The following is a 21,446-nucleotide window of genomic DNA, read 5'->3' as shown; positions in this document are numbered from 1 at the left end:
CATGAAACAATTGAAAGCCCTTTTTGCTAACAAAGCTGTTGTTGCTTCTGCCGTGGCTGCTGCCGCCCTTTTGTCTACCGACGCGATGGCTGGTACTGGCGGTACCGAATTCGACGACATCTACACTCTGTTGGTAGGCTGGACTCAAGGTACCTTGGGCAAAATCATTGCTCTGGGTATGTTCATGGTGGGTTTGTCTGCCGGCATCATCAACCAATCTATCGTTGCTGTTGTTGTTGGCATCGGTGGAGCGCTGGCTCTGTACTACGGCCCAACCGTCATCAGCGGTGTTGTTTCCGCTTTGGTGTAACTCCAACGGAAGCACCCGTTCTAACCGGCGGGCGCAGAGCAGTAAATTGTTGTTAGTTGTACCCCCAGAAAGGTCGCTCATTGTCATTGGTGAGCGGCCTTTTTTTCAAAAGCTCAACAAGAAACAAAAGAGGCCGAAAAACAGCGCCTTTCACCGAGATGCAAATAAATACATCCCTCTAGAATGGATTCAGTAGCCAAAAATAAGGGGAGTAATTTGTGGGTGCATTTGTATATGAAAAGCAACTCAAGCGTCATACGCTGAGCGAGCTTGTACCAGTCGAGTCATTTGATGAAGAAACGTCTTTATTCACAATGGCTGATGGATATATTGGATTTGGTTTTATCTGTAAGCCATTGCCTGGTGGCGATGACTCAATAACTCAACGTCTAAACGTTCTGTTTTCGTTTGACTATCCCAAAGAAAGCTTCATTCAAGTAATGTTGATGGGGTCTCAAGACATTCGGCCAACCCTGGACAAAATCAAGCACATTCGAGACACCAAGGATGAAGCATTGAAACAATCGATGAATAATCGATTGAAGATGTTAACCGATGGTTCTAGCCAGGCGATTAGTCTTCATGCTCAATCATTCATTCGAGAATACAAGACGATATTCACCATCAAAGTACCTCTCGAAAAGAAGAACCAGCTTCCAACTCAGCATGAAATCTCTGCGGCAAAAGATCTCCGGTTATCGTTCGAACAAACCTTGAAATCGGCTGGGTTTCTTCCGCAAACCATCGATGCCGAAATGTACTTGCGCGTGGTTGGGCAAATTCTGCATTGGGGGCCGTCCGCAAACTGGCGTTCGCCGGCGCCTTATTACGATGACATATCTCCAATCAACGAGCAGTTGAGCGAATATGACGACATGTTGCAAACAAATGCCAACGGCGTCTGGTTAGGAGATAAGCGGCTTAGGATATTGTCCCCTGGACGCTTGCCGGCACAGATGAGCCTGCAAAATATCCGAAGAATGATTGGCGATCCATTGACTGGCAATCGAGGAATTCACGGAAATTTTTTTATCAACTTGAATATCTTCATTCCCGACAATGCTGTCGAGAAACAAAAAGCGGATAAAGAGCGGAACGTAATCAACTACCAGGCATTCGGTCCTATGCTGAAGTTCAACCCCAAATTGATCTTCAAAAAAGAGAGCTCAGATCTTTTGTTTAAGTCCATTAATGACGGCGACAGGATTCTCAAGATCAAATTATGCGTTGGCTTATTCACTGATTCACTCGGGCAAAGCGAAACACGGCTAACAGAGGCCCAAACCTATTTCAGTGAAATCGGCTGGGCCATGAAGGAAGACAAGTTTATTACGCTTCCAATGCTGGTCAACTCGATACCCTTTTGCGCCGATCTCCAAGCCGTAAAATTTTTGCAAAGATATAAACGTTGCGGCTCAAAGCATGCAGTTGAATTTTTGCCAATCGTTGCCGACTGGAGTGGGACTGGGACGCCACAATTGACGTTTATATCGCGTGGCGGACAGATCATGAATATGGATATATTCGATTCGAATACGAACTACAACACCTGTGTTGTTGCCGCGTCAGGTTCAGGTAAATCGTTCCTGACGAACGATATCATCACGTCGTATATCAGCTCAGGCGCCAAGTGCTGGGTAATCGACATCGGGCGGTCATACGAAAAACTGACAAAGATGATCGGAGGCGACTTCGTTGAGTTTGGCGAGGATAGTGAAATTTGTCTGAACCCATTCCAAATCATCAAAAACTACAACGAAGAAGCCGACATGCTGGTTGGCATCATTGTATCGATGGCGGCCATGGAAGACAAGTTGTCGGATTTACAGATTGCGCGACTCAGAACCATTCTCAAAGAACTGTGGGATGAACATGAAAGCTCGATGACCGTTGATTTGGTAGCGAACAAATTGCTCGAAGATGAAGATCGGCGGGTTGTAGATATGGGGCATCAGCTATTTGCCTTTACAACTCAGGGTGAATACGGTCGATTCTTTAACGGCATGAACAACGTGAACTTTAATAAATCACTGACATGTCTTGAGCTTGAAGAACTGAAAGGTAGGAGTCACCTGCAACAGGTCGTACTGTTGATCTTGATTTACCAAATTCAACAGGCGATGTACCTCGGTAATCGTGATCAAAGAAAAATCCTGATCATTGACGAAGCCTGGGATTTATTGGCGAAGGGCAATATCGCGCGGTTCATTGAGACGGGCTACCGTCGGTTCCGGAAGTACAACGGAGCGGCCATAACGATCACTCAATCGCTTAATGACCTTTACAGCTCGCCATCAGGCATCGCAATCGCAGAAAACTCGGCAAACCTGTACTTGCTGTATCAAAAACCAGAAACGATTGAATCCATTAAACGGCAAAACCGCTTAATGATTGGAGAAGGTGGCTACACCTTTCTTAAATCGGTTCATACGGTAACAGGACAGTATTCGGAAATATTTTTCGTCACCAGTTATGGCGTTGGAATCGGTCGTCTTATGGTTGATAAGTACACAAAACTTCTCTATTCGACTCATCCGAACGATATCAAAAAGATCGCGGAAAGAACCAATCGAGGCATGACAACAGCCGAAGCGATCGAAGACATCCTATTATCAGACGAATAGCGAATAAGCATTAATTCTTAATAACTCAGCAAGAGAAATACCATGGCGGAAAATACTCAAAATCGACTCAGCAGAGAAACTGCTCTTAGAAGAAACTTCATTCAAAATTGCCGGAATAGCAGGATTCACGAAAAATCAAACTTTTCTGAAACTGTGCTAAGAATCTATCGACGTAGGTTCAGAGAAGTATCAAGGGCGGCTTATTTGACAAGGTTCTATTGTAGTAACGGCCAAGGTTTCGATGTTGAGCAACAAATTACAAAAGAAATGATCGCAATGATCAAAGATGTAAATGAAAGCATTGTGAAAAAAATCGTTGTCGCAGACCAACTCATCAAAAAGGCGAACATTAAAGTCGGCGAAGCCCAGTACGAAAGCGTCAACGTAACGATCATCGATCCGATTGCCAAGCTTTTTTTGAATACGCTTAATGCGGCACGGGATTTGGAAGAGAAACTCAGAGCATTGTGGTTGGCTTGCCAGTTGGATGACACGCAAAAGCGACAAGCTTTGGCCGAAATCGAGAAAGAATTTACTGATGTTCACCAACGCTGCAGGGCGCTGATGGAGGGCGTGAAGAATCGATTTTATGAACAAAGAAGAGCTAGGGAAATTGCAAGGGATGCTTTAAGCGGTTCAACGTCTGAAGAAATTGCTGTATCTGAAACCGAAATCATCGAGGCAATTGAAAAAGATACAGATGTTGACGAAAGCGATTCCTTGCCAGCGCCTGAAAAAAAATCCGCAAAGAAAAGCCAGTCAGGCTCAGCAGGCGTTTCTAACCTACCTGTCGATGCCTTGAGTGCTGACGAAAACTTATCAGACACAACCGCGTGATAAATCGACTCCTGCCTTATGTGGTGGCCGCCTCTCTAGTCGGCCATATTACGCATGTACATGGTAGCGAAAGTGAAGGAACTAATTTTTTCGGTGTTTCAGATGGTCGCGAACAAATCTCCGTAATACCCGACAATGCCCCCTTTTACGAAAATAAGGAAAGGGGGTGGTTCTGGTATGAAGATCCCTTGACCGAAGAAGTCAATGATGTTGAACAACCCATCCAAGAGCCTCCGCCGCTAACTAGGCCAGAGAAAAAAGAAGAACGGACGCTCGCGAAACCATTAGATCCAAAGCCCCTTTCCTCGGAATGGTTTCGGAAAAACATGGAGAAATTTAGGGATAAAGCTATTGATGATCCAACAGCTGAAAACGTATCGACGTATATGTACCTGCAGCGAGTCATGCTGGATAAGGCTGAAAAATTTGCCGATGCATCTCAGAAGCTGATGATGAGGGATGCGGTTCTTGATGAAAACGCTAGGCGGCCGATTGCAACTTTCGGGGCGTTTGCCAAAGACGATATGTCAAACCGTGGCACCCAAAAAGCAGCTAAGAAATTGGCTGAGCAAGCCGGCATTTGGTTTTTCTATTACAGCACCTGCGAGTTTTGCGTCAAAGAAGCCGGTGTTTTGAAAGGCCTTATGAATGCATTCGGATTCAAAGTTCTGCCGATCGCACTTGATGGTTTGCCTCTTCCGGGAGGAGCGTTTCCGGAGTTCATTACCGATCATGGACAGGGCAAAAAACTAGGCGTTGAGACAACTCCTGCCTTATTTCTGGTCAAGCCCGGTGAAAACGGCGGCGCTATTCAAATAGGTCAAGGACTGTTATCTGGTGACGAGATTATTCGCCGTGCCATTGCACTTTCTCATGAAAACGGTTGGCTCAATAACGATGAATACGACGAAACCTTAACCGTGACACCTATCCAGGTTGATAACGAGACGATCAAGAGTATTGATGAAGACACCATGGACAAGCCTGGTGAACTGGTAAAAATCATTCGAAATAATTTAAAGAAAAAAATGTGACCTTATGACCAACAAAGTAGTCGATCAAAACAATCAACCTCAAGAAGACATTAAATCTCTATTAGCAGATCAAGTTCTAATGGATCTGATGAACGAAAGGAAAAGTGAACGTCGGTGGAAATGGATCAAACGATTTACCTTTTCCACGATTGGCGCCTTACTATTCGCTGTCTACCTCGCGTTTTATGCGAGCAGTTTGGGCTACAGGCTAATTCCTAATGCCGAGATAGTTGGTGTTGTGAATGTATCCGGATCAATTGGGTCAGGCCAGCTGGCCTCAGCGGAAGAATTGGTACCGGTACTGGAAAAAGCCTTCAATTCGCCCAAGGTGAAGGCTATTGCTCTGAATATCGACAGCCCAGGCGGACAACCATTTGAGTCTGAACGCGTTGGCCAAACCATTGATCGACTAAAGAGTGAAACAGGGAAGCCGGTCTATGCCTTTATTGGTAACACGGGTGCGTCGGCCGCCTATCTGCTTGCTTTACACGCCGACAAGATTGTTGCAGGCAGGTACAGCCTGGTTGGGTCAATTGGAGCGGTCATTACAGGTTGGGATCTTCATAAGTTGGCCGAAAAATTTGACGTAACCCAACGATTCTATGCATCAGGAGTACACAAAAATATGCTTAACCCCTTTGTGGTTATGTCAAAAGAGTCCGAAGCCAAAGCCCAGGAAATGGTCAACCAGATGGCCGTAGTCTTTGCTGACGAATTTAAAAGCAAACGAGGCGCTAAGCTCAAGGAAGGATTCGATTATACGACCGGCGAAATATGGGGAGGCGAAGAAGCTTTAGCCATTGGCCTAATCGATGAAATCGGTACGATCGAGGGAGTGGTGAGTAATGAATGGCATGCCAAAACACACGATTTTGGACCAACTAACCAGGCCAAAGGGTTTCTTTCTCAGCTTGGAACAAAAGCAGTTGAAAAAGTCTTGGCTCTAGTCGAATAACGCCGACAACCTTGGGAATAAGGTGAGTTTTAGCAGGCAATCCCCGTGTCAAGTTATCTGTCACCAAAGCAGTAAACCGCCCTTGCTTCAGGGCGGGTACATGTCAATCCTGATGTGTCGACATGCTGGACAAGTAGACGCTGCATTTCAAAAAGGCAAGCTTCTACGAAAGAGACGCTTAAAAACAGTGTCTTTCGATAATACAGGTTGATGAAAACTTATGCATAGTAGGCTTTTAGACATCGACTTGTAATATTGTTTATGAAGGCATTGCAGAATCCACTTTATACACCTGTTTTTACCCCGGTTTTTCATCTTGTAGAGACAAATATTGTCGGGCTGGATGTACAAGTCAAGATAGGACAAAAATTTCTAAGTGACTTAGAAATTTTTAATGTTCTTGAGTCGAGTAATGAAAAAAACTTACTTCCTCAAATCAGCGAATACTTACAGCATTGGTCAGAAATGTCTGGTGAAAAGCTTTACCTCTCATGGTCTGTCAATAGCCACATGGACAAAAAGAGACTGGGGATTTTTCTTGAGAAATTAGCTCAATACGTGCCGCTTAACCTAGTTGAAATAATGTTAAACATGCATGGGATTAATGCTGAGGGAGTCATGGCCGAGCATACGGGGCTTTTAGAATGGTTTCAAAAACTTGGTATAAAAAGAGGTCTATCAAACGCTAGACCATTAGATTTTAATTTGATCGCTTTGTACGAATCCGTGGATGTTTTAAAAATAAAAAAAGGTGTTATTAGAGAAATGCAAGAAGACACCTATTCAGCATCTGTATGTCATGCGGTCATTGAAAAGATTAATTCCAAAAATATCAAAATTGTTGCGGATGATCTTTATTCGAAATCAGATGTGACCTGCGCTATTTTGATGGGGATCAAATATGGCCAAGGCTATTATTTATCTAGAAACCATCCCTTGCCTAAGCCAGTTAGAACGCTGAAAAAAAACAAAGGCAATCCTTATTACGATCGGAAAATCGATCTTTTCCCTGACTTAGCATGGGTTTGATTTATGTCAAAACTGTTACTAATCCTATTGCCGCTTTTTTGGGTCAGTCCGGCTAATGCTAACCTGGACAATGAAATTAAAGGGATGTTTACCGACATGATCAACGTCACTCCGGGCGGTTCATACGAGACACAACGGAGAGGCGTAATTACTGGTGGCGGAATCACGATGCATAATAAGGTTGTTCACCCAAACCTGATCTCATTTGTGCCACCAAGCGCAAGAGGCGGATGTAATGGTATCGATATGTTTGCAGGCTCATTCTCATTCATCAATGGAGCCCAATTCACTCAGTTGGCAAGAAGCATTGCCCAAGCAGCGATTGGATATGCATTCCAGCTTGCAATCGAGGGTATGTGTCCAACTTGCGCCCAAGTCATTTCTAAACTGCAAAGCGAAATCGCAAAAATCAACGCTTTGATGAGAAATTCCTGCGAAGCAGGTAAAGCAATCGTAAATGCTACCGGTCTTCAAAATTGGGCTCACGAACGCAGACGGGAAGCATCAACTATCAACACAGGCCTTGGATTTGTTGATGACTATTTCAATTCAGAAGAAAAAAACGCAAGTTCACCTACACAGGTGCTTATTCAAAATGGTCGTTCTGACGAAATTACCGGCAATGTGGTGTATGAGGCATTAACTGAATCGAATGCGGCGAATTGGTTTGTGAATGGTGACGATCAAATCAAAATGACTTTGATGAGTTTAACGGGGACGTTGATTATCAGTAAAAAGGATGACGGAAGCGATGTGAAATATGACTTCAGACAACCGATCGTCAAAGTCAGAGATTTGATCGAGGGCGGCTCCATTGAGATTTACAAATGCGAATCCGGAGAATGCTTGTTGCCTAGCGGAGAGAAAGAAACCATCACAATCCAAGGTATGCGTTCCCGAGCTAAAGCGATGGTATGGGGCACGGGCCTACAATCAACCGGTACAGGCGGCATTATTCGCAAAATGACTAGCCGCGACACGAATGATGCATTTACGGCTGATGAGCAGAAATTTATCGAAGCATCATCCCCTGGTGTTTATGGGTTGTTAAGAGGTGCAGCGGCTGAACCGCAGTCGGCTGGCCTAATCGCAGATCGTTTGGTGGATGTCGTGGCATCAGAATTAACAAACCGCATTGTCGAGGAAATGTATGGTGTGGTTGATAACGCTGTTAAAGGTACTGGCCGACCGCTCGATTCATCCATGCTGGCTGTTATGCGAGATGTTAGGGATCAGATCAAAGAAGAAAGACGGATCACAGGCGAAAGCATTGCCGGCATCAATTCATTAATCCAATTGCAAAAAAGTATCAAAGACAGCTTGCGCACACCAATGAACAACAGGATTCATTAAGACCATTAGCAAAAGGTATTTTTATGGCTTACGAAGTATTAAGTATTGGTGACGCAGAAATGCTTTACAACACCTTCCAAGGTGCAGCGATGATTTTCGGTAACGGAAGTTTAACCAAACTCATTCGCGCCGGTGCAACGATAGGCGTTCTTTTAGTATCCATCAATTACTTGACCAATCAGGAATTCCCGCTCCGCTATTCATTGATTGGTTTGATTGCGTATTTAGTCCTGTTCGTGCCAAAAGATACCGTTGTTATCGAGGACGTATACACCGGGCAGGTAAGAACAGTTGCCAACGTTCCCCTCGGCATTGCTGCACCGATGTCCATTATTTCGACCATGGGCGTAAAAATGACAACCATGTTTGAGACCGCATTCTCGACACCGTCAGAGGCCAGCTTATTGGAAAACGGGTATTTGAATGCACTGAAAACCCTAATGAAACTACAGAACCTTTCTCTAGGAACTGCCGGTTCAGATGGTGACCTATCAGGATCGGTTGGGGAAACGATTGACACATACATTGAAAATTGTGTGATGCTGGATTTGGATCTTAACGAAAGTGATCATGAAGTCACCAAAGAAACGCTCCTTAAATCGACCGGGTTACTCGATGCCATCAAAACATCATTCGTCAACGTCGATATCTTGGTCAAACTGCCTTCCTCTCCTCCCCAGGGAGAACAAAAATCCTGCAAGGACGCTTACGCTACATTGATTTCATATTTGAGAGGACAGGACTTCGTTGACCAAATGGATCGGTATGTTTCAGGCGTTTTAGGGATAACTGATGCATCTGTAAGAGCATCTGAAAAAATCGATCAGGCTAAAGCTGCTCTCAATATCGCTGGGCAAGATTCGCAAACTTACATGGAAAACGCCTTATTAAAATCCTATCTTGAAGATGGGCGGGCAGCTTTCATTCATCGGCCAGCCAAAGAACAATTAAAGCAACAATGGGCGGCTGAACAAACCATGTTCAACGAAATCGCCAGACCATTGATGGCATTTGTTGAAATGTTCACTGTGGCGATATCGCCGATTGTGGCCTTTCTGACCACGTTAGGGCCTATCGGGATGACCATGATGGTCAGGTATATCCAGCTCATGCTTTGGATATCGCTATGGGGTCCATTGATGGCGGTATGCAACATGTATATCACCGTTGTCACAACCAGAGCTCTTGAGGCCGTAGCGAACTATGCGGGTTCCAATGGTACAGGTCTTGATGCGATGGTCATGCATGACCAGGTATTTGAAACCATTGAAACGTGGTTATCGGCTGGCGGGATGCTGGCTTCAAGCGTCCCCGCACTTGCACTCATGATCGTTTATGGCGGATCTGTTGCAGCAACAAACTTGTCTGGAAAAATGACATCTGCCGCATCTAGCAGCGTTAAAACAGGAGCGACTGCCCCTGATCCGATCAAAATTGATTCTCCTATGACGCTGGGATCAAAATCCGAATACTCACCGAACACAGGGCCAAAGAAATCGGGGATGGCCGACACCACGTTCTCAACATCCTCGACATTCGGAAGGGCGGCGCAAAGCGCTACGGCCTCGCTACGAAGTGCAAGTTCGTCCGCAAGTCAGACGCTTAGCAGTTCCTTGCAAACCTCTCAAAAATCGGGAACCACTAGCTCTGATGCAAATTCCATCATGAGTGCTTTGAGCAATTCTACGGCTGAATCGGACCGTTGGGCTGCATCTACGGGAAGAACGATTGCCGACAAGGTAGGACGGACAGATGCGGAGAAGGAAGCGATAACCACCGGTGTAAGTTCGGCCATTTCTGCTGGTCTTAGCACGGGCATGGGTATTCAGTCTTCCTCTATCGGTGCCTCCGGTAACGCTCAACTACAGTCTCAGGTCGGAATGGATGCGGGAAAATCGAAAGAATTGTCCGACGCTATCCAAAACGTTTGGAACCGCGAATACTCAGGCAGTACTCAAGTTCAGAAAATGCAGCAAAGTGCTCAGCAACATCAAGACCAAACCTATTTCGGTTCGGAAGAGATGAAGGGACATGCAGAACAGTACCTAAGCCAATTGCAAGCCGTGAGCCAGGCCAGCGAGACATTCAGCCAAACCGCGTCTATGCAAGACTCTTCTGGAAAATCGCTATCTATGTCTTACCAAGATTTGGCGAGACGCCTTAACACTTCGGGTGCGATTGTGGACATCAATCTGGCAAATCAAGCCATTGCAGAAAGCATGGGGGGCGAGGCTTACCAAAAGCTATCTGACGATGCTCAGTATGATATCAATCGATCTAGTGCCAGCGGCATATTTGGTGATGATAGAGAGGCGTTGGCTGGCTTTTTGAAACTCAACCAAGCCGATCCGATAAAAGCGGCGGAAATTGTAAACAAAGCACTAATGCCAACATCCAGTGGATCTGGAGTCGATATTACGCCTACACAATTCCAAAACGACCAAAAAAGCATTAAGGACATCATGGGGAATCAATCCGCTGATGACATTAAATCCTTGGCTGAGGATTGGAGCGAAAGCCAAGGCAGTGATGACGAAGGCAAATCCTCTAAAGCAGGTAAAGGCACTACGATTGAAAAACCTGAGTTAGCGGGTAATCAATCAAAACGCGGAAATAATGATTCTGAATCTGAAAGCAATGGTAGCTATCATAAAACCTCAATGAAACACCAGACACCACACGCGTCAGAACACCATGCTCATGGCACAAAAACTAGCCACACCGCTGAACCGAAACAGGCGTCAATAGATCATGTCGGCGGCAATAAGCATGGTTCTGGGTACACTTCAGACCTCAAGCAAGCCGCAAAACAGATCAAACCAGTGACCCTATCGGCAGAAGATGATTCACGCAAAGCGGAGATCGATTCTGCTCTTAAAGGCGGAAACCTTGGCAAAGCAGATGATGTTCGTCAGAAAATCGAAAATGGCGGCAAAATCGATAACAGCAAGGACATGTCTGAGATGGCTGGTAGAGCTTTCCGAAACGAAGGATCGTTGCTTTATGACAGCACAGTTACCCCGGTAGCCAAAACCGCTAAATCGGCGATGACCGGTCTTCGAGAAGGTATTGAAACAGCTGAAGATTACATTAATAACGCAGTATCAGGCGCATTATCGGATTCGAGTGACAAACGGCCAATTCAACCAAGTGATGTTTCAGATAACGACTTACCACCAATCCCTAAAAAATAGAGGAAATCATGTTAAGACCCAAAAACAAATTAAACAAAAAGAAATCAGCCGAACTTGGTTTGAAATACAAAATGCAACTGGATCAAGCAAAAGCGGAATTCGAGAAAAAAGAATTTGCTAGTAAGAGTGAAGATGGCAACGTGAGTGTTATCGTAAACGGCATGCGGGAAATCAAACAGTTATCCATCGCTGATGAGTTCTTGAAAAATTCTCACGAAACAGTCGAAGCAGCCTTGACTTCGGTAGTAAACAAAGCATTGTCAGCGGTAAGAGAAGCAAACAAACAACTGACCGCCGATGTTGCTGAACAATTCAACGCACAGAACGGCATCACAGTTAAATAAGGACGGTAATGATGAACAAATTTTCACTGGCCTTTTTGGCTGTATCAGCGGTATCCACGGTAAACGTATTTGCGGACCATGGCCTTCAAATCGACGAGCCAAAATTGATCGATGCCGGAGGAGCCGTTCAACTGAAAAATGGTGATATTCCGATGCCGTCTGAGATTGAGCTTCAAGCCCCGCCAATATCGACCGAACAATTGTCATCGGTACCGGGAAAATTGAATACGATCGGCCCAGCTCCAAGTGGACAGGTACCGATGTTCATGAGAGAAACCACAGATGTTAAGCCAGGCAGTCTCCCTCCAGAACTGCAAAAAATGCGAGACGAATATATCGCCAAACAACATGCGGAAAACAAAAAGGAAGAAACAAAAACCAAGCGTTCTTCCTCTGGCAAACAAAATAAAAAGTGACTTTGCCCTCCTTTTTCAATATATCCCCAATTTTCACTTGATAGCATTCATTTTAAGGAAAAGCGAGATCAGCCGCTGCGGCGGGCGCTATCCCAACCGGTTGCCAAATCCCGGTTTCTCGCGTAAAAGCGATGAAAAAACTACTGTTAGGACTATTGGCAGTTATGTCACTGACGGCGGCCTATGATCAAAATTCCGTTCCGACTGTTAATGGTTTGCACCTTGGCGATAGCTACAGTCAGGTGGTATCAATTTTAGGTAATGGCGAAGCATTCGGCATGAGCCAACCGTCGACCGCCACCAGAACGTTCAATCTCCGCTTCCCCGGCCAATACTTCGACAGCGAGACCGGCTTCCACTACAACGGCCAGCGTTACTACGATCCGTTTGTTTTAGCCAATCAGTGAAATAAAGGAGTGTTATCGTGAAAGTCCAGCCAAATAAACTTGATGACTTTCGGCCGAATTCAACTGTTTCACGATATCGATCAAATTGCTTTCAAGTACGACCTGTTGAATTTTGCCGTGATCCAAAACTTCCCGAGTGCCGGCAGCCAGGCACAGCGTGAAAAAGCATGAAGTGAAGTTTCTTACAATGCTGGTACCAACATCAGAAGTGGAAAAATAGCTGTTGCACAAGCCATAAAACTGATCATCGTCAATATAGGGCGTACATTCGGTAGCTTGACCGGTGTACACCCTCGGATCGAAGCTTGGGGCAATGCTTCTGAGCCTGCGGTTAACGAACAAGATTTCTTGCTTGTCATTAGCGCGACGAGTTATAGGGGTAGTAGATATCGACAAAACTTGCCAATGGCCATGGGTTTTATCCAGAACGGCATAATAACCTTCGCCCACTGGGTGGGAAACGATAATGAGCTTTGGCGCCTGTTGTTGGATGATCGGATCGATCAGAGCGACAGTGCTCCCTGAGCATCCGGATAAGATGCTAATCATCAAAGTTAAAAAGTAAAACCAGGCTAACTTTTTCATGTGTGCCCCTTACTGAACAATTACACCTCGATTGAGCGTGTATGGCGTAGTTTCTTTTTGGGCTACCCTGAGATATGCCCATTCCGGCAGATTCTCAGAAATCCGTTGGAAAAATTGAGCATAATCGAAATCAGGTATTTCCGTACCTTCGACATAATGTCGCTTTCCTGCAAAGAAACCTTCCTTGTCATACTCATTTGTGATTTTTACAAGACCAATTGATTGTTGCTCACATGGCTTTTCATAAACATAAGCTTCCTGACCAGTGACAACTTTCTTTATTGTCATTCGACCTTCCCATTGCAGTGCTGTTGCAGAAGGGACAGGAGTATGGATCTGGCAGGACCAGTTTTCACATAACGGGCCGTTGACTCGAATCCATCTCGGCCGTAGCGTCCTGTCGAACGCATAATGATCGTCGTATTCCTCAATTCTGGTCTGATAATCCGTGCCAAGAGCTCGCGTAATGGCTCTTTCCACATGTTCGCTCATTTTTAGTTGGGCATCTAGCTCGTTTGAAACCTCGGTCAATGGCATAGCCACAGCAAGATAATTTGCATTGTCAGCAATATTTTTGGGTTTTGCAGAGCCAACAGACTCCAGAAAAAGTGCAGCTGCGATACCTATATCGGCGCCGTGAGAAGTAATTGCTCCGTGGACAGGTCTGCTGGCAACAGCCAATCCAACAGAGGCAGCATTCAATACAGTCTGATCTGAAGCTTTTCCAGGATTCTGAGAACTTGAAGATCGTGCAGAAACGCGGGTAATTTTGGCATCAGGGTTAAATGGATTTTGGGCGTAAGTTTTCACGCCTGGGGATCCGCAACCAGTCAGTAAAAAAACAGCAGAAAAAATAATCGGGTAAATACAATTTTTCATCAAGTCCATATGCTCGTCAGTAATAAAGACCGGGACCATCATCCGCATCCATATCCATTGGTCCCAACAAACAGCCGTTAGTTGCAGCATCGGTCCGTGACAAATAAAATCCCGGTTTTGGGATAGCGGTCAAGTGATTGACCACAGAGTGATCGCCTTCTCCATCTTCTTTCAGATCGTTTAAGTAAAATTGTGACTTATCGATATATGCAATAGATCTGCGTGCTATTCGACGATCGATTACCGTCGAGACAAAGCCAAGTTTTACTATTAAAAATGTTTTTAGATAATTCCAAAAATTAATGATTGCTTCCATAAATTAGAACCTGCCATTTTATGAGCAAGACTGCCGGGTATTTCCATCAAAACTGGATAACGGAATAATCAGATAACCCTTTCTTCGCTTTGCTTCCATGATTTGTTGACCTGCCTCTATGGCCTCTTCCTTTGATAAATACCAGTCTTTTTTAACTGTTCCAGGAGATCCCTTTCTTCCCCATTCGCGCACCAAAGACCAATCCCCAAGAATGCCTGGGGAAACGGAAATCTGGTAAAAACGGTGCATATTCTTTAAAGAATCGTGGCGTTCGAGGTAGGCAAAAGACATAAAACCCTATTTTCTTATGGGGACTTTACAATTTTGTCAGATTACAAACTGAATCAATGGCTGTCAACAGATGCAATGAATGAATTGTCATGACGAAGAGGGCTATATAAAGATTTTTCCACCTAACCTGAATTTACGGTAATTCATTGAAGAAATTATAGCCGCGGTGAAAGACTGGATTTTTCGGTCTCTTTATGAATCTATACCACTGAAACAAAAAAGCCAACCTCAAGCATTTAAGGTTGGCTTTTGAGTCTTTCGAATTCCAACGGAAAAATCAGCCTCCAAGCATTAAAGCATCATTTTCCGTTTTTTCCTTGAAGAATTCCCAAGCATAAGAACCAATCAAGGCCTTCCGAACACCGAGTTTTGAATTCAGCCCCCAAGCATATAAGGCTTAGTTCTTCACTTGGCTAGTGCATCGCTTTTGGCTTTCGTCATCCCCCAAGCATTAGAGATGATCGAAATGCTTTCGGCAAGTTCATTATACGCGAGCGTTTTATGCAGACCGAAACATGTCTGCGGCCATTGCATCACCGATATGTCTCAGACCTTGAGCCAATAAACCGATCATTTTTTCTTCGGCGGCTTTGCTTTCTGAGTCTTCCATGAGGATTGCTTTAGATCCGTGTTTCATGACGGATTTAAGCTTTTTGCCCAGGACACCGGGCATTTGCATGGCAAAATTGTCAAAGTGTTCGGCAGTTTGTTCGACAATGGCTTCAATATCGCTACCGTCACGAATGAATGAATCAGGAGCCTTGTGATCTGGAGCAAAAACGAAAGCGGTTGACGCTTGATTTGCTGAAACGTTGGCAACGCTGATAATTATGCTAACTGGATCTACATTGGCGGCGCCGCAGATTAAAGCGCCAGATGCGATGGTGGCTTTTGCTAGAGTGAACTTGGCCTGTCTCCTTGTGTTCGAGGCAGGGACTTTGAGGTTATTAGATCGTGGAGGGCTGGCAGATTTTATTTACTAGTCGCGCGACTCTGGTAATCCTGCTGTCCCTGACAAATTGTCATGGATCGGTGACTTTGCTAACCTGCATATGCAGGGCATCGTATAGATATTTTATCATTTTCAAACTCAGAGGACTGATGTGTCTAGAACCACCCAGACAGCATACTTAATTCCAAAATTTATAGACAAATGCCAACAGACTTTACATTGTTATTAGCATGAGCATCACTATAATGCCGTATTCTTTTCAACTTTCAGTGTCGCTCCCTGTTAAGCGACTGGCAAGATGGTATAGATATTGCTCTATGTTTGCCCGTTATATACAAATTTCTGTCAACTGGTTTGGAGTATGGTGATGAAAAATAAACTATTCATTGTTCTAGTATTATTGTTCGGAGTGTTAGTAGCCTGTAGCGAGATAAAATCGCATCCGATGGATATGAGCGTGGCCGTGCGAAACGCGGGAACCAAAGCCGATCATGAGGCGCTGGCTGAGCATTATGATGCAACAGCGAACGAAATGCAGGCCAAAGTTGAGGAACACAAAAAGCTTCTCGAACAATATCGGGCGAAAAGTTATTTGTATGGCAGACAAGCACCAATTTTTGAACAACACTGTCAAACTTTGATAGGCGTCTATCAGAACGCCGTAACCGAGAACCACGCGATGGCCGAGTTGCATCGGACAATGGCGCAGTAATAATGTTAAGAGTCTTGGTGCGCTTTTTGGCGTAAGGGCGCACCAATTCAGAGCGAAGTAACTATGAGATAATACTTGCTGGGGTGTCATTCGATAACAAAAACACATGATTTTTCTGAGGCTTGGATATTATCCGAGCTTTTAACAGGTTTTATGCGCATTGTTGGTGCAATAATCTTTGTTTTGGTGCGTAATTGCCCTTTGTTGAACTTTTTCATGGCATCCGACAGCTGGCGCTTTTGCTGCACTGCTTGTTATTCGGGATTTTTCCGTAAACGAAAAAATCCTTTTCATTGATTCTTTAATATGTAGACCGACAATCAGTGCATGATCGTTCCGTTGCTGTTATTATCACGGAATTTGCTGGCGATCCGACTATAGGACTGGCTACGGATCCGGCTTTGCGGCATTTGCAATACGATGCCGTAACGCGTTTCACGGTTACAGTTAACCTACAGGGTGTTCTCAATTAAGCCAAATCATGCTGGCGACCAAGTTAAGCATCGATTGATAAGTGATAGCCAACTGCTCATAGCTCGTGGCGATGCGGCGAAAATGTTTCAATTTCAGAAAGCACGTTCCACCAGATTGCGCTCTTTATACAATGCCTTTTTGTCATCTCTCGGGGCTTTTCTATGCCTTCGGCGGAATAACAGGCCGTGCTTGCTGGGTGAATTCGGAAGTCTCACCGGGGGTGAGCAATAAGCGAACCGGATTGCCCAAGGCATCCACCGTTGCATGAATTTTTGTGCTCAAGCCGCCGCGGGACTTGCCCATCGCTTCTTCCGTGCTGCTGTTTTTTTTCCCGCGCCGTGTGGATGAATGAACGCGAACGATGCGGCCGTCTACCATCAGATACTCCAGGTCTGGATCATCACTGGCGGCGGCTAAGAGTTTTGCTCAGGTGCCTTTATCACGCGAACGGTGATAGCCCACATAAACCCGATGCCAATGTCCGAAGCAGGCCAGCAGATCTCGCCACGGCGAACCTGTTCTGGCAATCCAGAGTACCGCTTCGACAAATAATCGATTATCAGCAGCCGTCACACCGCAATCACTGGCATTTACCAAGTAAATGCTCCTTGATCCGTTCCCATTGGTCGTCCCTGAGTAGCCCCCGTGTCATCTTTTTTACCCACAAATACCAGTACCATACACCAGACTGAGCCGTTTTTTAAATTCTAATTGAGAACATCCTGTAGTTTAATGCGACGTAACATCCCGGGGCATATATTCTATCGTTGGGGGAAAAAATGGATGCGAAGTTTGGCTTGTTTTTTTGTGAGGCTTAAAAGGCCCTGTATAGAATACTGTAGGCTCTGGCCGATTTGACATTATCAGTAGTTTAGCCTTTCTAAGCACAAACCAAGTCCCGGAAGATAACGCAAATGTAATATTCCGGTCAGCCTCCCGTAAGGAACAACTGATTAAACTGGACGCGTTCAAATTAACTGCGAATCAGTCATGAAATCAGTTCTGAAACCACACTTTCGCTCCTTGCTGTTAGTCTTCCTCGTCAGCACCGGCAGCGCTTGGGCGCAAGCTGAGACGCAAGTGGAAGTGTTCAAGAGTCCCCAGTGCGGTTGCTGCGGAAAATGGATCAATCACCTGCAACAAAATGATTTTCAGGTAAACACCCACGAAGTGAACGACGTTCCGGCAGCGGGGAAAAAACTGGGTATGCCCGATCGCCTGGGTTCCTGCCACACCGCCCGGGTCGGCGACTACGTCATCGAAGGCCATGTTCCCGCCGCCGACATCCAGCGTCTGCTCAAGGAAAAACCCCAAGCTCTCGGCTTGGCCGTTCCCTCCATGCCGCCCGGTTCTCCGGGCATGGAAACCGCCAAGCCCGTTCCCTATGAAACCCTGCTTGTCCAGGGGACGGCAGCACCCGCTTTTTTGCCAGACACTAAACCCTAGGAGAAGCTCCATGAAAAGTTTGATTGCCCCGTCCTTACTACAGGCCTTTCATTCCCATTTTGTATGATATAAACCCTTTGGTGAATTCATCGTGAGTTTCCTCATCTATTGAACTTTAGGCGGTTCTCAAATTGGGAGACCCGCGATGATTCCCGGAATTGTCAAACTCTTGGATTCCCCCAGAAAAGCCGAGTGTTTACCTTTGATTAATCAGACAAAAAAGGAGAGCATCATGACCGATGAGCGCGAGACGCACCACATCGCCAAGGGCAGGTGGGTGTTTTACGGGTTTCTTTTAATTGCCGTATTCCTGCTGTTCACAGAGCATCGCGCCCATGTGCTGGGCATCCTGCCTTACCTGTTCCTGCTGGCCTGTCCACTGATGCATCTGTTCATGCATCACGGTCACGGCGGCCATGGCCATCATGCCCACAACCACGACACAACCGAAGGAGACAGGAAATGAACGCCCCATCTCCGGCTTATGGACTCTGGTCGCTGGTCATTATCAATTCGCTGGTATTCATCATTTTCGCCTTCAGCTTCGCCAAGCCGCAAAGCAAGCGCGACTGGCGCTCTTTCGGCGCCTTCTCCGCCTTCATCGTGGCACTGTTCACCGAGATGTACGGCTTTCCACTTACCATTTATCTGCTTTCCGGCTGGCTCACCAAGCGTATTCCCGGCATCGATCCGCTTTCGCATGATGCCGGCCATCTGCTGGAAGACCTGTTCGGCTGGCGAGGCAACCCGCACTTCGGCCCCTTTCACTTGATCAGCAGCATTTTGACCGTTGCCGGGTTCTTTCTGTTATCCAGCGCATGGCGAGTGCTGTACCGGGCGCAACGCCAGCATACCTTGGCCACAACCGGTCCCTACGCAAAAATCCGGCATCCGCAGTACGCCGGGTTCGTGATGATCATGTTCGGATTTCTGCTGCAATGGCCAACCATTGTGACAGTGGCGATGTTTCCGATTTTGCTCTACATGTACGTCCGACTTGCCCGAACCGAAGAAAGAGAAGCCTATGCTGAATTTGGGGAAGCATATTCAAAATATGCGGATCGTGTACCGGCATTCTTCCCACGATTTAAAATCTAAATGGCGGATGATGAGTAATGTCATTAGCAACCGAACTACTATATTAACAATCTGAAAAACAATGTCATTTTAACTATTGACCTACTTTGGAGAAAACCCATGAGAACCAAATTATTAATTTCCCTGTTCATTATTCTCGGATTGCTGGCCGCTTGCGCCGAGAGGAATCCGCATCCGATGGACATGAGCGTGGCCGTGCGAAACGCAGGAACTAAAGCCGATCATGAGGCGCTGGCGGAACACTATGAAGAAGCGGCAAAAGAAATGCAGCTTAAAGCCGATGAGCATAAGAGACTTCTTAGCCAATATGAGTCTAAAAGTTATATCTACGGAAGACGGGCGCTAGATCTTCAATCGCATTGCCGAGGGTTGATCAATGCATATGAAAAAGCGGCCGAAGAAAACTTGGAATTGGCAAATCTGCATCGCCAGATGTAACGTTTTTATAGCCAGGGGATGGGAATATTGCCATCTCCTGGCAATGAAGTAAGAATATAGCCATTAATTATCCTTATTCTGGATTCTAAAACATGGTGTAGGCTTCGCTAAAAGTCAAAATGGACGATGATTTTCGGTCCCCTGATTAAGCCATTGCCTGTACTTTCTTCAGATGAGTCCGGATGTTTACTATCTGCTTCGGTGATACGATGAGAGTCACAGTAAAACCTCTTGACAGTTATCTATGGTACTTTTGTCCCTTCTTCTGGAATCAAAAAAGAAAATACGGACAAACCCTTAAGCCTGCTTTGATTTGGGCCAGAGTTCCCAGGTTGTTTGCCGCAATTGCGATACTCTATGGAGTACTGGATAGAAAAAGCAGCCCTATCGATCCAGTTCTACGATCCTTGATTACGGTAAGAGTATCGCAAATAAATGGATGCTGCATTTGTATTGATATTAACTCTGCCATGTTGGCAAAAAGAACGGGCTCCATGAACAAGGTAGAGGCCCTTGAACGATGGCAAGAAAGCGAGTTGTTTGATAACAAGGAAAGGGGGGTTCTGGAATATGCCGAGGCTGTGACTTATACCGATCGGCAGGTTGACGAGAATTTGACTCAGTGCCTCTATGAATACATTAACGAAGATGAAATAGTCGAATTCACCGGACTCATTGCCTTTCAGAATTTATCCAGCAAATTTAACAGCGCCCTGGATTTGCCTGCGCAAGGATTTTGCCGTTTGCCGGAAAGTTCAGATCACAATAATGAATAATTTAAAGTACTATCGCCGTGAGTTCAAAGCAATGGGAATCCCATGCGATATACAACTGTTTGCCCATGACGAAGCGAAAGCCAGACATGCTGCGGATGCCGCCATTGCCGATGCGCAAAGACTGCAAGCGTTGTATTCACGTTATAAAGCCGACAGTTTTTTGTCTGAAATCAACCGTGTGGCGGCTATTGGCGGCAGTATCGGCGTTGATGACGAAACTGCCTGCTTGCTGGATTATACGGTGACTTGTTATGAACAGAGTGATGGTTTATTTGACATCACATCCGGTATTTTGCGCCATGCCTGGAAATTTGACCAAGGCAAGTTACCGGAACAATCATTGATTGATGAATTGTTAGAAAAGGTTGGCTGGCATAAGGTGATATGGAAAAGGCCTGTGCTGACATTTCCCGTGCCGGGTATGGAATTTGATTTTGGCGGTGTAGTTAAGGAATATTCCGTAGATCGTGCGGCCGCCTTATGTTACGCGCAGGGGATTAAGCACGGTGTTGTCAATCTGGGCGGAGACATTAAAGTGATCGGCCCCCGTGATGATGGCAGTCCCTGGCGAATAGGTATACGGCATCCGCATAGCAAGGAGGCGTTGCTGGGTACCTTGTTGCTGTATAAAGGCGCTCTGGCTAGCAGCGGAGATTATGAGCGTTGCATACTGATCAATGGTGTTCGCTACGGTCATGTATTAAATCCCAAAACAGGATGGCCGGTGCGTCATCTTGCGGCGGTGAGCGTGGTTGGTGAATTTTGTGTCGTGGCTGGCAGCGCATCAATGATAGCCATGCTTAAGGAATCCCAGGGCGCTGACTGGTTGCATGATCTGGGGCTGCCTCACCTTTGGGTTGACGTGCACGGCGCATCAGGAGGGTCGATGGCTACAAAGACTAACGATACGATAGTGTGGCGGGAGTGAGTCTAACCTACCAGGATATACTTACTTATTCAAACGTTCTGTGAGTTG

At 45.7% G+C, this 21,446-nt stretch carries 22 protein-coding genes and 1 pseudogene; 18 read left to right on the top strand and 5 right to left on the bottom strand.

Annotated features, from left to right (window positions below):
- The first annotated feature begins 1 nt into the window (after nucleotide 1).
- The 11 genes from traA to EK22_RS25225 all read left to right on the top strand — a co-directional run bounded on the left by traA (nucleotide 2) and on the right by EK22_RS25225 (nucleotide 12,503).
- The gene (gene traA / locus EK22_RS08810; RefSeq protein WP_020563126.1) at nucleotides 2-310 is read left to right on the top strand and encodes a TraA family conjugative transfer protein; all 309 of its coding nucleotides are present in this window, start codon (nucleotides 2-4) and stop codon (nucleotides 308-310) included.
- Nucleotides 311-528: 218 nt separating this feature from the next.
- Nucleotides 529-2,934, top strand: a complete 2,406-nt coding sequence (gene traC, locus EK22_RS08805; RefSeq protein WP_051961802.1) for a type IV secretion system protein TraC — start codon at nucleotides 529-531, stop codon at nucleotides 2,932-2,934.
- A gap of 42 nt (nucleotides 2,935-2,976) precedes the next feature.
- Nucleotides 2,977-3,771 (top strand): hypothetical protein, encoded by a 795-nt coding sequence (locus EK22_RS08800; protein ID WP_152565051.1) that lies wholly within the window; start codon nucleotides 2,977-2,979, stop codon nucleotides 3,769-3,771.
- Nucleotides 3,768-4,805, top strand: coding sequence for a conjugal transfer protein TraF (gene traF, locus EK22_RS08795; RefSeq protein WP_051961800.1), 1,038 nt, complete (start codon nucleotides 3,768-3,770; stop codon nucleotides 4,803-4,805). The genes EK22_RS08800 and traF overlap by 4 nt, the downstream gene beginning before the upstream one ends.
- A gap of 4 nt (nucleotides 4,806-4,809) precedes the next feature.
- Nucleotides 4,810-5,760: a S49 family peptidase gene (locus tag EK22_RS08790; protein ID WP_036250046.1), complete on the top strand. Its 951-nt coding sequence runs from the start codon at nucleotides 4,810-4,812 to the stop codon at nucleotides 5,758-5,760.
- A 261-nt stretch (nucleotides 5,761-6,021) separates the two neighbouring features.
- Nucleotides 6,022-6,789: an EAL domain-containing protein gene (locus tag EK22_RS08785; RefSeq protein ID WP_036250043.1), complete on the top strand. Its 768-nt coding sequence runs from the start codon at nucleotides 6,022-6,024 to the stop codon at nucleotides 6,787-6,789.
- A gap of 3 nt (nucleotides 6,790-6,792) precedes the next feature.
- Complete coding sequence (locus tag EK22_RS08780; protein WP_036250040.1) at nucleotides 6,793-8,142, top strand: conjugal transfer protein TraH; 1,350 nt, start codon at nucleotides 6,793-6,795, stop codon at nucleotides 8,140-8,142.
- A 23-nt stretch (nucleotides 8,143-8,165) separates the two neighbouring features.
- Complete coding sequence (locus tag EK22_RS08775) at nucleotides 8,166-11,336, top strand: conjugal transfer protein TraG N-terminal domain-containing protein (RefSeq protein WP_036250038.1); 3,171 nt, start codon at nucleotides 8,166-8,168, stop codon at nucleotides 11,334-11,336.
- Between the two features lie 8 nt (nucleotides 11,337-11,344).
- On the top strand, nucleotides 11,345-11,680 hold the full coding sequence (locus EK22_RS08770) for a YbaB/EbfC family nucleoid-associated protein (protein WP_036250036.1): 336 nt from the start codon (nucleotides 11,345-11,347) through the stop codon (nucleotides 11,678-11,680).
- 8 nt (nucleotides 11,681-11,688) lie between these two features.
- Complete coding sequence (locus EK22_RS08765) at nucleotides 11,689-12,096, top strand: hypothetical protein (protein ID WP_036250034.1); 408 nt, start codon at nucleotides 11,689-11,691, stop codon at nucleotides 12,094-12,096.
- A 131-nt stretch (nucleotides 12,097-12,227) separates the two neighbouring features.
- On the top strand, nucleotides 12,228-12,503 hold the full coding sequence (locus tag EK22_RS25225; protein WP_036250032.1) for an RHS repeat-associated core domain-containing protein: 276 nt from the start codon (nucleotides 12,228-12,230) through the stop codon (nucleotides 12,501-12,503).
- 12 nt (nucleotides 12,504-12,515) lie between these two features.
- Here EK22_RS25225 and EK22_RS08755 read toward each other — a convergent pair whose 3' ends face one another.
- From EK22_RS08755 to EK22_RS23560, 4 genes are read right to left on the bottom strand one after another with little or no spacing between them, the layout of a single operon-like run.
- On the bottom strand, nucleotides 12,516-13,088 hold the full coding sequence (locus EK22_RS08755; RefSeq protein WP_036250030.1) for a hypothetical protein: 573 nt from the start codon (nucleotides 13,086-13,088) through the stop codon (nucleotides 12,516-12,518).
- Between the two features lie 9 nt (nucleotides 13,089-13,097).
- Nucleotides 13,098-14,009 carry a hypothetical protein gene (locus tag EK22_RS08750; protein WP_152565050.1) on the bottom strand — a complete coding sequence of 304 codons (912 nt, stop codon included), beginning with the start codon at nucleotides 14,007-14,009 and terminating at the stop codon, nucleotides 13,098-13,100.
- The gene (locus tag EK22_RS24190; protein ID WP_152565049.1) at nucleotides 13,984-14,283 is read right to left on the bottom strand and encodes a hypothetical protein; all 300 of its coding nucleotides are present in this window, start codon (nucleotides 14,281-14,283) and stop codon (nucleotides 13,984-13,986) included. Before EK22_RS24190 ends, EK22_RS08750 begins: the two co-directional genes overlap by 26 nt.
- Nucleotides 14,284-14,301: 18 nt before the next feature.
- Entirely contained in the window at nucleotides 14,302-14,574 is a 273-nt protein-coding gene (locus EK22_RS23560) for a WGR domain-containing protein (RefSeq protein ID WP_081917806.1), read from the bottom strand.
- Nucleotides 14,575-15,893: 1,319 nt separating this feature from the next.
- On the opposite strand from EK22_RS23560, the gene EK22_RS08745 reads away from it, so the two are divergent.
- Nucleotides 15,894-16,238 (top strand): hypothetical protein, encoded by a 345-nt coding sequence (locus EK22_RS08745; RefSeq protein WP_036250153.1) that lies wholly within the window; start codon nucleotides 15,894-15,896, stop codon nucleotides 16,236-16,238.
- 465 nt (nucleotides 16,239-16,703) lie between these two features.
- Here the strand turns inward: EK22_RS08745 and EK22_RS23555 are convergent.
- A pseudogene (locus tag EK22_RS23555) lies at nucleotides 16,704-17,364 on the bottom strand (IS5 family transposase).
- A 338-nt stretch (nucleotides 17,365-17,702) separates the two neighbouring features.
- Here EK22_RS23555 and EK22_RS08735 point away from each other — a divergent pair.
- The 6 genes from EK22_RS08735 (at nucleotide 17,703) to EK22_RS08710 (ending at nucleotide 21,398) form a co-directional block, all read left to right on the top strand.
- Complete coding sequence (locus EK22_RS08735; protein ID WP_200882578.1) at nucleotides 17,703-18,158, top strand: DUF411 domain-containing protein; 456 nt, start codon at nucleotides 17,703-17,705, stop codon at nucleotides 18,156-18,158.
- A gap of 145 nt (nucleotides 18,159-18,303) precedes the next feature.
- Nucleotides 18,304-18,624 (top strand): DUF2933 domain-containing protein, encoded by a 321-nt coding sequence (locus tag EK22_RS25550; RefSeq protein WP_369798197.1) that lies wholly within the window; start codon nucleotides 18,304-18,306, stop codon nucleotides 18,622-18,624.
- On the top strand, nucleotides 18,621-19,256 hold the full coding sequence (locus tag EK22_RS08725) for a methyltransferase family protein (protein WP_036250023.1): 636 nt from the start codon (nucleotides 18,621-18,623) through the stop codon (nucleotides 19,254-19,256). The genes EK22_RS25550 and EK22_RS08725 overlap by 4 nt, the downstream gene beginning before the upstream one ends.
- 99 nt (nucleotides 19,257-19,355) lie before the next feature.
- Nucleotides 19,356-19,694, top strand: a complete 339-nt coding sequence (locus tag EK22_RS08720) for a hypothetical protein (RefSeq protein ID WP_036250020.1) — start codon at nucleotides 19,356-19,358, stop codon at nucleotides 19,692-19,694.
- A gap of 182 nt (nucleotides 19,695-19,876) precedes the next feature.
- Nucleotides 19,877-20,470: a carboxymuconolactone decarboxylase family protein gene (locus EK22_RS08715; protein ID WP_235209259.1), complete on the top strand. Its 594-nt coding sequence runs from the start codon at nucleotides 19,877-19,879 to the stop codon at nucleotides 20,468-20,470.
- Entirely contained in the window at nucleotides 20,463-21,398 is a 936-nt protein-coding gene (locus tag EK22_RS08710; protein WP_036250017.1) for an FAD:protein FMN transferase, read from the top strand. The genes EK22_RS08715 and EK22_RS08710 overlap by 8 nt, the downstream gene beginning before the upstream one ends.
- Nucleotides 21,399-21,446 lie beyond the last annotated feature (48 nt).

This window comes from Methylobacter sp. BBA5.1, from assembly GCF_000746145.1.
GTDB lineage: Bacteria > Pseudomonadota > Gammaproteobacteria > Methylococcales > Methylomonadaceae > Methylobacter > Methylobacter marinus.
The sequence above is the reverse complement of the archived record's forward strand: the minus strand, read 5'-3'. Positions and strand labels throughout refer to the sequence as shown.